Annotated in this window: 11 protein-coding genes; all 11 read left to right on the top strand. The window is 72.8% G+C overall.

The window, feature by feature from the left end:
- Nucleotides 1–2,089: S41 family peptidase (locus STRAU_RS16885; RefSeq protein WP_037659976.1), on the top strand; the 2,089-nt coding region annotated here is incomplete at its 5' end.
- A 42-nt stretch (nt 2,090–2,131) separates the two neighbouring features.
- The gene (locus STRAU_RS16880) at nt 2,132–3,523 is read left to right on the top strand and encodes an AAA family ATPase (RefSeq protein ID WP_016641555.1); all 1,392 of its coding nucleotides are present in this window, start codon (nt 2,132–2,134) and stop codon (nt 3,521–3,523) included.
- The gene (locus STRAU_RS16875; protein WP_016641554.1) at nt 3,520–4,617 is read left to right on the top strand and encodes a tetratricopeptide repeat protein; all 1,098 of its coding nucleotides are present in this window, start codon (nt 3,520–3,522) and stop codon (nt 4,615–4,617) included. The genes STRAU_RS16880 and STRAU_RS16875 overlap by 4 nt, the downstream gene beginning before the upstream one ends.
- 98 nt (nt 4,618–4,715) lie before the next feature.
- Complete coding sequence (locus STRAU_RS16870) at nt 4,716–5,069, top strand: histidine triad nucleotide-binding protein (RefSeq protein WP_016641553.1); 354 nt, start codon at nt 4,716–4,718, stop codon at nt 5,067–5,069.
- Nucleotides 5,070–5,075: 6 nt separating this feature from the next.
- Nucleotides 5,076–5,981: a ribonuclease Z gene (locus STRAU_RS16865; RefSeq protein ID WP_016641552.1), complete on the top strand. Its 906-nt coding sequence runs from the start codon at nt 5,076–5,078 to the stop codon at nt 5,979–5,981.
- A 13-nt stretch (nt 5,982–5,994) separates the two neighbouring features.
- A complete protein-coding gene (locus tag STRAU_RS16860) occupies nt 5,995–6,996 on the top strand; it encodes an adenosine deaminase (protein ID WP_016641551.1) in 1,002 nt (333 codons plus the stop codon).
- Between the two features lie 114 nt (nt 6,997–7,110).
- Nucleotides 7,111–8,412 (top strand): glucarate dehydratase family protein, encoded by a 1,302-nt coding sequence (locus tag STRAU_RS16855; RefSeq protein ID WP_016641550.1) that lies wholly within the window; start codon nt 7,111–7,113, stop codon nt 8,410–8,412.
- Nucleotides 8,413–8,451: 39 nt separating this feature from the next.
- Nucleotides 8,452–9,600, top strand: coding sequence for a carbohydrate kinase family protein (locus STRAU_RS16850; protein WP_016641549.1), 1,149 nt, complete (start codon nt 8,452–8,454; stop codon nt 9,598–9,600).
- Nucleotides 9,601–9,737: 137 nt separating this feature from the next.
- Nucleotides 9,738–10,799 carry a PhoH family protein gene (locus STRAU_RS16845; protein ID WP_016641548.1) on the top strand — a complete coding sequence of 354 codons (1,062 nt, stop codon included), beginning with the start codon at nt 9,738–9,740 and terminating at the stop codon, nt 10,797–10,799.
- Nucleotides 10,800–10,811: 12 nt separating this feature from the next.
- Entirely contained in the window at nt 10,812–11,309 is a 498-nt protein-coding gene (gene ybeY / locus STRAU_RS16840) for an rRNA maturation RNase YbeY (RefSeq protein ID WP_016641547.1), read from the top strand.
- Nucleotides 11,310–11,313: 4 nt separating this feature from the next.
- A complete protein-coding gene (locus STRAU_RS16835) occupies nt 11,314–12,591 on the top strand; it encodes a hemolysin family protein (protein ID WP_016641546.1) in 1,278 nt (425 codons plus the stop codon).
- Nucleotides 12,592–12,709 lie beyond the last annotated feature (118 nt).

Raw genomic sequence — 12,709 nt, 5'->3', positions numbered from 1 at the left:
CGGGCAGCTCGGCCGGGTCCTCGCGCTCGCGATGGCGCCCGACGGCAGCCGGGCGGCCGTGGCCGCGCACGACGGGCGGGTGCTTTTCGTCGAGCGGGAGAGCGGCGAGGTGCGCGAGGTGGACCGCGCCGAGCACGGCGAGGCCACCGGGCTCGTGTTCTCGCCCGACTCGGCCTGGCTCGCCTGGTCGCACCCCGGGCCGCGCCCGCTGCGCCAGCTCAAGCTCGCCAACACCGCCGACCTGTCGGTGTCGGAGGCGACCCGGCTCAGATTCCGGGACTACAGCCCGGCGTTCACGCTCGACGGCAAGCACCTGGCGTTCCTGTCCGCGCGGGCCTTCGACCCCGTCTACGACGACCACGTCTTCGACCTCGCGTTCGTCGGCGGCGCGCGGCCGCATCTGATCACGCTCGCGGCCACGACGCCCTCGCCGTTCGGGCCGCAGCGGCACGGCCGGGCCTTCGAGGCGTCGGACGGGCCGCACGCCGAGACGCCCGACAGCGAGGGCACGCCCGCGACCCGCGTCGACCTCGACGGGCTCGCCGAGCGGATCGTGCCGTTCCCCGTGGAGGCCGCGCGGTACTCCACGCTGCGGGCCGCCAAGGACGGGCTGCTGTGGCTGCGCCATCCGGTGCGCGGCGTGCTCGGCGCCTCGCGGGCGACCCCGACGGACCCGGACCCCGGCTCCGAGCTGGAGCGGTACGACTTCGCCCAGCACCGCGTGGAGGAACTCGCGGGCGACGCCGACCACTTCGCCGTCACCGGCGACGGCAAGCGGGTGCTGCTGTGGGCCGACGGCAAGCTGAAGGTGGTGCCGAGCGACCGGCGGGCGTCCTCCGACGAGGACAGCGACACGAACATCACCGTCGATCTCGGCCGCGTACGCCAGTACGTGGACCCGGCCGCCGAGTGGCGGCAGATGTACGACGAGGCGGGCCGCCTCATGCGGGACAACTTCTGGCGGCCCGACATGGGCGGCGTCGACTGGGACGGCGTCCTGGAGCGCTACCGCCCGGTGCTCGCCCGCGTCGCCACCCACGACGACCTGGTGGACCTGCTGTGGGAGGTGCAGGGCGAACTGGGCACCTCGCACGCCTATGTGTCCCCGCGCGGCGGGTGGGGCGGGGCGGCGACCCGGCAGGGGCTGCTCGGCGCGGACCTGTCGCGCGGCGAGGACGGCACCTGGCGGGTCGACCGCGTGCTGCCGTCCGAGACGTCCGACCCGGCCGCGCACTCGCCGCTGGCCGCGCCCGGCGTCGCGGTACGGGCGGGCGACGCGATCCTCGCCGTGGGCGGGCGGCCGGTCGACCCGGTGACGGGGCCCGGGCCGCTGCTCGTGGGCACCGCGGGCAAGCCCGTGGAGCTGACCGTGTCGCCCGCGGGCGGGGGCGATCCACGGCACGCCGTCGTCGTCCCCGTGGACGACGAGGAGCCGCTGCGCTACCACGCGTGGGTCGCCGGCCGGCGGGCCTACGTCCACGAGCGCTCCGGCGGGCGGCTCGGCTACCTGCACGTGCCGGACATGCAGGCGCCCGGCTGGGCGCAGATCCACCGCGACCTGCGGATCGAGGTGGCCCGGGAGGGCCTGGTCGTGGACGTCCGGGAGAACCGGGGCGGGCACACCTCGCAGCTCGTCGTGGAGAAGCTGGCGCGCCGCATCGTCGGCTGGGACCTGCCGCGCGGCTCCGGGCCGCAGAGCTATCCCGGGGACGCGCCGCGCGGCCCCGTCGTCGCCGTCGCCAACGAGTTCTCCGGCTCCGACGGGGACATCGTGAACGCCGCGATCAAGGCGCTCCGGCTCGGTCCTGTCGTCGGTACGCGCACGTGGGGCGGCGTCGTCGGCATCGACAACCGGTACCACCTGGTCGACGGGACGCTGGTGACGCAGCCCAAGTACGCCTTCTGGATGGAGGGGTACGAGTGGGGCGTGGAGAACTACGGGGTCGACCCCGACATCGAGGTCGTGGTCACGCCCGAGGACGCGGCGGCGGGGCGGGATCCGCAGCTCGACGCGGCCGTCCGGGTCGCGCTGGAGACGCTGGCGGAGTCCCCGGCGAAGACTCCGCCGGCGGTTCCTGGCGCGGGGTGACCCCCGAACGCCCGCGGAACACGGCGTACATAGGGTGATCCCATGTCAGAAGAGCCCCCGCTGATCCGCAGCCTGCGCGCCGCCGTGGGCGCCGCGCCGCAGGACGTGCCGTTGCGCCTGCACCTCGCCGAGCTCCTGATCGACGCGGGCCTGGCCGACCAGGCCGTCGCCGAGGCCGCCGTCGCGCTGCAGCACGCGCCGGGAGACGCGGACGCCCGCCGGGTGATGGCCCGCGCGATGGGCACGGACACGCCCGCTCCGGCGGCCGCACCGCCCCCGGCAGCTCCGGCTCCGGAGCCTGCCGCAGCCCCGGCGGCCTCCGCGGACCCCACCGCCCACCCCGCCCCCGGCTTCGACTGGTCCGCCGCCGAGAGCGAGGTCGACGGCATCGTGCGGCCCCGCTTCGTCGAGACGACGGAGCCGGAGACGGGGACGGAGACGGGAGCGGGGACGGCAGCAGGGGCGGGAACGGAAACGGCGGCGGGGACGGAAGCGGGCGGCGGAGGGCTTGAGGAGCCGCTCGCGGCCGTCGGCGGCGACGGTGCCGGCGGGGGCTGGGACGTCGAGCGGAGCGGTGGCGTGCGGCTCGCCGACGTCGGCGGGATGCAGGAGGTCAAGGAACGCCTGGAGGCCGCCTTCCTCGCGCCGATGCGCAACCCCGAACTGCGCAGGCTCTACGGCAAGAGCATGCGCGGCGGGCTGCTCATGTACGGTCCGCCGGGCTGCGGCAAGACGTTCATCGCGCGGGCCGTCGCCGGTGAACTCGGCGCCTCCTTCCTGCCGGTGACCCTCAGCGACGTACTCGACATGTGGATCGGCAGCTCCGAGCGCAACCTCCACGACCTGTTCCTGACGGCGCGCCGCAAGGCGCCCTGCGTGGTGTTCCTCGACGAGCTCGACGCGCTGGGCGCCAAGCGCGGCCGCCTCCAGCACAGCGGCCTGCGCAACGCCGTCAACCAGCTCCTCACCGAGCTGGACGGCGTCGACGGCGGCAATGAAGGCGTCTTCGTGCTCGCGGCCACCAACGTCCCCTGGGACGTGGACATCGCCCTGCGCCGCCCCGGCCGCCTGGACCGCACCCTGCTGGTGCTGCCGCCCGACGCCCCGGCCCGCGACGCGATCCTCCGCTACCACCTGCGCGAGCGGCCCATCGAGGCCGTGGACCTGAAGAAGCTCGTCAAGGCCACCGACGGCTTCTCCGGCGCCGACCTCGCCCATGTCTGCGACACCGCGGCCGAGTTCGCGCTGCTCGACTCCGCCCGCACCGGCACCGTGCGCATGATCGGCATGCCCGACCTGCTGGCCGCGGCGAAGCAGATCAAACCGTCCACCGAGCCGTGGTTCGCGAGCGCCCGCAACGTCGCGATGTTCGCCAACGACGGGGGTACGTACGACGACTTGATCGCGTATCTGAAGAGGAAGCGCCAGCTGTGACCGCCCCCGCCCACCCCAACTCCGAGCATCCCCTCACCGCGCGGGCCGCCGCCCTGATGGACCTCGGGCGGCACGACGAGGCCAAGGAGCTCCTGGGCCGGCGGCTCGCCGAGGACCCCGAGGACGCCCGCGCCTGGGCCCGCCTCGCCCGCTGCCACAACGCCGCCGAGGAGCACGAGGAGGTGGTGGCCGCCACCGACCGCGTGCTCAGCATCGACCCCGCGTACTACGACGCCTATCTCGTCCGCACCATCGCCCTGCGCCGGCTGCAGCGGCTCGAGGAGTCCCGCGCGGCCGCCCACGAGGCCATCCGCCTGGAGCCCGAGGCATGGCAGGGCTACGCCGTCCTGTCGGAGGCCCTGAACTGGCCGCAGGAGAACTGGCCGCTGGCCCATGAGGCCGCGCTCACCGCCGTGCGCCTCGGCCCGGAGGAGGTGGGCGCCCACTACGCCGTGTGGAAGACCGCGCTCATCAACGGCCACCACGACGTGCGACGGCAGGCCGTGGCCGCCGCCCTGCGCATCGAGCCCGACAACCCCTGGGCCGTGCGCGAGTGGGCGGACACGCAGGCGTACGGGGGCAGCGGCAAGCCCGCCGAGATCGCCGACACCTACGCCACCGCGCTCGCCGCGTCCCCCGACGACCGCAGCATGCGGCGGATGCTCGACGGGGCCGTCGTGATGATGCTGCGCGGCACCCGCTGGCTCGCGGTGATCTGCCTCGTCATCGCCGCCGTCATGGTCGACCTGATGCCGGCGGAGGGCGAGGAGCGGGACCTGCCCGTCTCGCTGGGCCAGCGGCTGTACGTCGTCGCCTGGTTCTGCGCCGTGTGGGGCCTCGGCGCGGTGCGCCGCTACCGCAAGTCCCGGCGCGGCGTGCGCCTCAACGTGTGGGCGCTGATCCGGCGCAGCACCTGGGTGCGGGTGATCGTCGGCCAGTCGGCGGCCGTGACCCTGGCCGCACTGGTGATCGCCCTGGTGCCGTGGACGGAGCGGACCGTGCCGCAGATCCTCTTCGGCGTCGCGCTGGTCCCGACCCTGCTGACGATCGGCGCCGAGCGGCTGTTCCTGCGCGATACGCGCACGAAGTCCTGACCGGCCGGAGCCTCCCCGGACCCCGCGCGGTACGAGGTTCCCCACCCCGCCCCGATAGCATGCGACCGTAGTCAACCAGTGACCCAGGAGGGCACCCCATGGCGGGAGAACCGCAGGCCGACTGCCTGTTCTGCAAGATTGTCGCGGGGGAGGTGCCGGCGACCGTCGTGCGGGAGACGGAGACGACGATCGCCTTCCGTGACATCAACCCCCAGGCGCCGACGCATGTCCTGGTGATCCCGAAGGCGCACCACCCGGACGCCGCGTCGCTCGCCGCCGCCGAGCCGAAGATCGCGGCGGACGTGCTGCGCGAGGCCGGTGAGGTCGCCGCCGACGAGAAGTCCGAGAGCTACCGCATCGTCTTCAACACCGGCTCCGGCGCCGGACAGACCGTCTTCCACGCGCACGCCCACGTCCTCGGCGGCCGCGGCCTGCAGTGGCCGCCCGGCTGACACGCGGTGTCCGTACGTGAATTGGTGGTGCTCGGCACCGCCAGCCAGGTCCCGACCCGGCACCGCAACCACAACGGGTACGTCCTGCTCTGGGACGGCGAAGGCATCCTCTTCGACCCGGGCGAGGGCACGCAGCGGCAGATGCTGCGTGCCTCCGTCGCCGCCCACGACCTCAACCGCATCTGCGTCACGCACTTCCACGGCGACCACAGCCTGGGGCTCGCGGGCGTCATCCAGCGCATCAACCTGGACCGCGTGCCGCACCCCGTGACCGCCCACTACCCGGGCTCGGGCCAGCGCTTCTTCGACCGGCTGCGGTACGCCACCGCGTACCGCGAGACGGTCGACCTGGCGCAGGCGCCGGTGACGGCCGACGGGATCATCGCGAGCACGCCGTCGTACCGCCTGGAGACCGCGAAGCTCTCCCACCCCGTGGAGTCGTACGGCTACCGCCTCGTCGAGCCGGACGGGCGGCGGATGCTGCCCGAGCTGCTCGCCGCACACGGCGTCAAGGGGCCCGAGGTGGGCGTGCTCCAGCGCGGCGGCAGCCTGCGCGGGGTGACGCTCGACGAGGTCAGCGAGGTGCGGCGCGGGCAGCGGTTCGCCTTCGTGATGGACACCCGGCTGTGCGACGGCGTGGACGCCCTCGCCGAGGGCTGCGACATGCTCGTCATCGAGTCGACCTTCCTGGACGAGGATCATCAACTCGCGTCCGACCACGGCCACCTGACGGCCGGTCAGGCCGCTCGTGTGGCGCGGGACGCCGGTGTGCGCCACCTCGTCCTGACACATTTCAGCCAGCGCTACCCCGACCCGAACATCTTCGAGCAGCAGGCCCGCGCCGCCGGGTTCGACGGTGAACTCACCGTCGCCCGCGACCTGTTGCGCGTACCCCTCCCCAAACGAACCTGAGCGAGACCGCACCATGCCGATCCCCAAGGCCGAACTCCACCTCCACATCGAGGGCACCCTCGAACCCGAACTCGCCTTCGCGCTCGCCGCGCGCAACGGCGTCCAGCTCCCGTACGCCGACACCGAGGAGCTCCGCAAGGCGTACCTCTTCGAGGACCTGCAGTCCTTCCTCGACCTCTACTACGGCCTGATGGCGGTGCTGCGCACCGAGGCGGACTTCGAAAAACTCGCCGACGCCTACCTCGCGCGGGCCGCCGCGCAGGGCGTGCGGCACGCGGAGATCTTCTTCGACCCGCAGGCGCACATCGCGCGCGGCGTCGGGATGGGCACGGTCGTCGAAGGGCTCGGGCGCGCCCTGGACCGCAGCGCGGAGCGGCACGGGATCTCCACCCGCCTCATCATGTGCTTCCTGCGCGATCAGTCCGCCGAGTCGGCCATGGCGACCCTGGAGGCGGCGAAGCCGTATCTGCACCGCATCACCGGTGTCGGCCTCGACTCCGCCGAGGTCGGCCACCCGCCGGCCAAGTTCGCCGCCGTGTACGAGGCCGCGGGCGCGCTCGGGCTGCGCAAGGTGGCGCACGCGGGGGAGGAGGGGCCCGCCGCCTACGTCAGTGAGGCGCTCGACGTGCTCGGGGTCGAGCGGATCGACCACGGGCTGCGCTGCATGGAGGATCCGGATCTTGTGGAGCGGCTGGTGCGCGAGCGGGTGCCGCTGACGCTGTGCCCGCTGTCCAACGTGCGGCTGCGGGCCGTCGACATCCTGGAGGAGCACCCGCTGCCGCGGATGATGGCGGCCGGGCTGCTGTGCACCCTCAATTCCGACGACCCCGCTTACTTCGGGGGCTACGTCGGCGACACCTTCCACGCCGTCCACGAGGCCCTCGGCATCGACCCCGAAGGTCTGCGCGAGCTGGCCAGGAACTCCTTCGAGGCGGCGTTCCTCGACGGCAGCGCGGCGGACGAGGCGCTGCGGGAGCGGTATCTCGCGGAGGTCGCGGCGTACGAGTTCGAGTGACGGGCGGGCCGCGGGTCGCGCCGTGGGCGCGCCATTGACGGAGAGCCGTTCGCGTCCTTAGGCTCCGTTCTCATACGTGGACGTCAGGACGTCGCTCCGTTCGGAGGCCCCAGGATGAGCACGGCAGCGCACACCATCACGGACGTCCGGCTCACCCCGGTCCTCGTCGCCGACCCGCCGCTGCTCAACACCCAGGGCCTGCACCAGCCGTACACGCCGCGCCTGATCATCGAGGTGGAGACGGCCGACGGCACGACGGGCGTGGGCGAGACCTACGGGGACGCCAAATACCTGGACGTGGCGCGTCCGTTCGCGGCCGCGCTGGCCGGCCGGGCGATATCGGATCTGAACGGCCTGTTCACACTCGCGGACAGCGTGGCCGTGGACGCGGCCCGCGTGGACACCGCCGTCGACGTCGGCGGGCTGCGCGGCGTCCAGACGGCCGACAAGCTGCGCCTGTCCGTGGTGTCCGGCTTCGAGGTCGCCTGCCTGGACGCGCTCGGCAAGACGCTCGGCCTGCCGGTGCACGCGCTGCTCGGCGGCAAGGTGCGCGACAGCGTCGAGTACAGCGCGTACCTGTTCTACCGGCACGCCGAGCACCCGCCCGGGGTCGCGGGCGAGCGCGACGACTGGGGCGCGGCCCTCGACCCGGCCGGAGTGGTCGCGCAGGCACGGCTGTTCGCGCAGCGGTACGGCTTCACGTCGTTCAAGCTGAAGGGCGGCGTCTTCCCGCCCGAGCAGGAGATCGCGGCGATCCGCGCGCTCGCCGCCGCCTTCCCGGGCCGCCCGCTGCGCCTGGACCCCAACGGCGCCTGGTCGGTGGAGACTTCACTGAAGGTCGCGGCCGAACTCGGCGACGTGCTGGAGTATCTGGAGGACCCGGCGCTCGGGACGCCCGCGATGGCCGAAGTCGCCGCGCGCACGGAGGTGCCGCTCGCGACGAACATGTGCGTGACGACGTTCGACGAGATACCGGCGGCCTTCACGACGGGCGCCGTGCAGGTGGTGCTCTCCGACCACCACTACTGGGGCGGACTGCGCAACACCCGCGAACTGGCGGCGGTCTGCCGCACGTTCGGCATCGCGATCTCCATGCACTCCAACACCCACCTGGGCATCAGCCTCGCCGCGATGACGCACGTCGCGGCGACCGTGCCGGACCTGAGGCACGCCTGCGACTCCCACTACCCGTGGCAGTCCGAGGACGTGCTGACCGAGCGGCTGCGGTTCGAGGGCGGGCACGTCGCCGTGAGCGACGCCCCGGGGCTCGGCGTCGAGCTCGACCGCGACCGGCTCGACGCGCTGCACCGGCGCTGGCTCGACGAGGACTTCGCACCGCTGCGGGAGCGGGACGACGCGGCGGCCATGCGCCGCCTCGATCCGGAGTGGAGAACTCCGCTCGTGCCTCGCTGGTAGCGACGGCGTCCGGGCGGGAGCCTGGGTTACGTTGCCTTCATGGCCGTACCACCTGGCGCACCACAGGACCCACCCGCCTCGGCTGCGAAGCCCGTCGACATCACTGTCGATCCGCTCAAGTCGACCCGCCGCGCGGGCGATCCGCCCTGCGACGTGTACCTCACCGGGACCGTCTTCCTCGACATCATCTTCACCGGACTCGACTCGGCGCCCGTGCGCGGCACCGAGTCGTGGGCGCGCGGCATGGGCTCCAGCCCCGGCGGCGTGGCCAACATGGCGACCGCGCTGGCCCGCCTCGGCCTGCGCACCTCGCTGGCCGCGGCCTTCGGGGACGACCACTACGGGGAGTACTGCTGGGACGCCCTGGAGCGCGGCGAGGGCATCGACCTCGCCTCGTCACGGACCGTGCCCGGCTGGCACTCGCCGGTGACCGTCTCCATGGCGTACGAGGGCGAGCGGACCATGGTCAGCCACGGCCACGAGCCGCCCCCCGACGCGGACTCGCCGGACGGCGGCGCCCCGAAGTGCCCGCCCCGGGCGCGCGCCGCCGTCGCCTCGCTGGTGCCCGGGGCCGGGGCGCCCTGGATCGCGGCGGCCGCGCGGCGCGGGACGCGGATCTTCGCGGACGTGGGCTGGGACGACACCGGGCGGTGGGACCTGGGCGCGCTGCCCGACCTGAAGCACTGCGAGGCGTTCCTGCCGAACGCCGAGGAGGCCATGCGGTACACCGGCACCACGTGCCCCCGGGCCGCCGCGCAGGCCCTCACCGAGCACGTGCCGGTCGCCGTGGTGACCCTCGGGGCCGAGGGGGCGTACGCGGTGGACGGGCGCAGCGGCGAGACGGCGTCCGTGCCCGCCATCGAGGTGGAGGCGCTCGACCCCACCGGGGCCGGGGACGTCTTCGTCGCGGGCTTCGTCACCGGCACGCTGGCCGACTGGCCGCTCGCCGACCGGCTCGCCTTCGCCGGCCTGACCGCCGCCCTGTCCGTGCAGGAATTCGGCGGCTCGCTGTCGGCGCCCGGCTGGGAGGAGGTCGGCGCCTGGTGGCGGCGCGTGCGCGAGGTCGACGGGCAGGACCCGGTGGCCCTGAGCCGCTACGCCTTCCTGGAGTCCCTGCTGCCCGAACCGACCCGCACCTGGCCGCTGCGCCGCGCGGTCCCGACGATCGGCTTCCGCAGGTCGGTGTAGGGCCCGCCCGCCCCGGCACTCGGCCCCGGAAAAGGGCTTAGGCCTTGTCAGTGGCGCGTCGTACCCTTGGGAGTGCAGAACTCGCCGCACGGCGAGTCCCGTGACGAGGAGGCTGTGCAGGCCTGAACGGCCGGCCCATGACGCAGACACCGACAGCTCAGACCCCTGCGCAGAAGCAGGCGAAGGCCCATTTCGCGGTCCCGGCCAAGCACCCGATGGTGACGGTCCTGGGCTCCGGGGACGCCCTGCTGCGAGTGATCGAGACGGCCTTCCCGGCGGCCGACATCCACGTCCGGGGCAACGAGATCAGCGCGGTCGGTGACGCCCACGAAGTCGCCCTCATCCAGCGCCTGTTCGACGAGATGATGCTGGTGCTCCGCACCGGACAGCCGATGACGGAGGACGCAGTGGAACGCTCGATCGCCATGCTCAGGGCGGACGACAGAGGCGAGGCCGACGGCGAGGAGACCCCGGCCGAGGTCCTGACGCAGAACATCCTCTCCTCCCGGGGCCGCACCATCCGCCCCAAGACCCTCAACCAGAAGCGGTACGTCGACGCGATCGACAAGCACACGATCGTGTTCGGCATCGGCCCCGCCGGCACCGGCAAGACGTATCTGGCGATGGCCAAGGCGGTCCAGGCCCTGCAGTCCAAGCAGGTCAACCGGATCATCCTGACCCGCCCGGCGGTGGAGGCGGGCGAGCGCCTCGGCTTCCTGCCCGGCACGCTCTACGAGAAGATCGACCCGTATCTGCGCCCGCTGTACGACGCGCTGCACGACATGCTCGACCCCGACTCGATCCCGCGCCTGATGGCCGCGGGCACCATCGAGGTCGCCCCGCTGGCGTACATGCGCGGCCGGACGCTGAACGACGCGTTCATCATCCTGGACGAGGCGCAGAACACGAACCCCGAGCAGATGAAGATGTTCCTCACCCGGCTCGGCTTCGAATCGAAGATCGTGATCACGGGCGACGTGACGCAGATCGACCTGCCGAACGGCACGAAGTCCGGTCTGCGCCAGGTCCAGGACATCCTGGACGGCGTGCCCGACGTGCACTTCTCGCGGCTCACGTCCTCCGATGTCGTCCGGCACAAGCTCGTCGGCCGTATCGTCGACGCGTACGAGAAGTACGACAACGAGAACGGCACGGAGAACGGCTCCCACGCCAGCCGCGGCCGGTCCAGAGGGAAGTAGCGGAACAGCACCATGGCGATCGACGTCAACAACGAATCCGGAACCGAGGTCGACGAGCAGGCGATCCTCGACATCGCCCGCTACGCCCTCGCGCGGATGCGGATCCACCCGCTCTCCGAGCTCTCGGTGATCGTCGTGGACGCCGGCGCCATGGAGCAGCTGCACATCCAGTGGATGGACCTGCCGGGCCCCACGGACGTCATGTCCTTCCCGATGGACGAGCTGCGCCCGCCCATGAAGGACGACGACGAGCCGCCGCAGGGCCTCCTCGGGGACATCGTGCTCTGCCCCGAGGTGGCCCTGAAGCAGGGCCAGGAAGCCCCCACGCAGCACTCCATGGACGAGGAGCTCCAGCTCCTCACCGTCCACGGAGTGCTGCACCTGCTCGGGTACGACCATGAGGAGCCGGACGAGAAGGCCGAGATGTTCGGCCTGCAGGCGGCCATCGTCGACGGCTGGCGCGCGGAGCAGGGCCTGACCGGCCCGTCTCCGGCGCCCACCGTCTCCTAGTCCCATGTCCTTCCAGCTCATCGCCGGCGCGGTCGCCCTGATCGTGGTGGCCTGGCTCGCCGCGTGCGCCGAGGCGGGCATCGCCCGCGTCTCCAGCTTCCGGGCCGAGGAGGCGGTGCGGTCCGGGCGGCGCGGCAGCGCGAAGCTCGCGCAGGTCGCCGCCGACCCGACCCGCTATCTGAACGTGGCGCTGCTCGTGCGCGTGGCGTGCGAGATGGCGGCCGCCGCCCTGGTGACGTACGCCTGCCTGAAGGCCATCGACACCACCTGGGAGGCGCTCGCCGTCGCCATCGGCGTGATGGTGCTCGTCAGCTATGTCGCCGTCGGCGTCTCGCCGCGCACCATCGGCCGCCAGCACCCCCTGAACACGGCGACGGCCGCGGCGTACGTCCTGCTGCCGCTGGCCCGCGTCATGGGCCCCGTCCCGCCGCTCCTGATCCTCATCGGCAACGCGCTCACGCCCGGCAAGGGCTTCCGGCGCGGCCCGTTCGCGTCCGAGGCCGAACTGCGCGCGATGGTCGACCTGGCCGAGAAGGAGTCCCTCATCGAGGACGAGGAGCGCCGCATGGTGCACTCCGTCTTCGAGCTCGGCGACACCCTCGTGCGCGAAGTCATGGTGCCGCGCACGGACTTGGTCTCCATCGAACGCTTCAAGACCATCCGCCAGGCCCTGACGCTCGCCCTCCGCTCCGGTTTCTCCCGCATCCCCGTGACCGGCGAGAGCGACGACGACGTCGTCGGGATCGTGTATCTGAAGGACCTCGTCCGCAAGACGCACATCAACCGCGACTCCGAGAACGAACTGGTGTCGACGGCGATGCGCCCGGCGACGTTCGTGCCGGACACGAAGAACGCGGGGGATCTGCTGCGGGAGATGCAGCAGGAGCGCAACCACGTCGCCGTCGTCATCGACGAGTACGGCGGCACGGCCGGCATCGTCACCATCGAGGACATCCTCGAGGAGATCGTCGGCGAGATCACCGACGAGTACGACCGTGAGCTGCCGCCCGTCGAGGAGCTGGACGGCGGCTGCCACCGCGTCACCGCCCGCCTCGACATCGGCGACCTCGGCGAGCTGTACGGCCTCGAGTCCTACGACGACGAGGACGTCGAGACCGTCGGCGGGCTGCTCGCCAAGGCACTCGGGCGGGTCCCGATCGCCGGGGCCTCGGCCGTGGTCGACCTGCCCGACGGGCGGGCCCTGAAGCTCACCGCCGAGTCGGCGGCCGGGCGCCGCAACAAGATCGTGACGGTACTAGTGGAGCCGGTGACCCCGCGGTGACCCCCCAGGAGCTGCGGCTCCGCCTGCCCCGCCCTTGAACTTTCCTGGCCGTGGGCCTGGGGCACCGTGACCGCCCGCCTCCGGCGGGCGGTTTTCCCCCACCCGCCCGCCCTTTCAG

The organism is Streptomyces aurantiacus JA 4570, assembly GCF_000414115.1.
GTDB classification, from domain to species: Bacteria; Actinomycetota; Actinomycetes; order Streptomycetales; family Streptomycetaceae; genus Streptomyces; species Streptomyces aurantiacus_A.
This window is presented reverse-complemented; position numbering and strand designations above follow the sequence as displayed.

Bases quoted from the DNA above. Each gene is read 5' to 3' on its own strand.
- STRAU_RS16880 (WP_016641555.1), top strand. From the start codon at position 2,132: ATGTCAGAAGAGCCCCCGCTGATCCGCAGCCTGCGCGCCGCCGTGGGC.
- STRAU_RS16870 (WP_016641553.1), top strand. From the start codon at position 4,716: ATGGCGGGAGAACCGCAGGCCGACTGCCTGTTCTGCAAGATTGTCGCG.
- STRAU_RS16860 (WP_016641551.1), top strand. From the start codon at position 5,995: ATGCCGATCCCCAAGGCCGAACTCCACCTCCACATCGAGGGCACCCTC.
- STRAU_RS16855 (WP_016641550.1), top strand. From the start codon at position 7,111: ATGAGCACGGCAGCGCACACCATCACGGACGTCCGGCTCACCCCGGTC.
- STRAU_RS16850 (WP_016641549.1), top strand. From the start codon at position 8,452: ATGGCCGTACCACCTGGCGCACCACAGGACCCACCCGCCTCGGCTGCG.
- STRAU_RS16845 (WP_016641548.1), top strand. From the start codon at position 9,738: ATGACGCAGACACCGACAGCTCAGACCCCTGCGCAGAAGCAGGCGAAG.
- ybeY (WP_016641547.1), top strand. From the start codon at position 10,812: ATGGCGATCGACGTCAACAACGAATCCGGAACCGAGGTCGACGAGCAG.
- STRAU_RS16835 (WP_016641546.1), top strand. From the start codon at position 11,314: ATGTCCTTCCAGCTCATCGCCGGCGCGGTCGCCCTGATCGTGGTGGCC.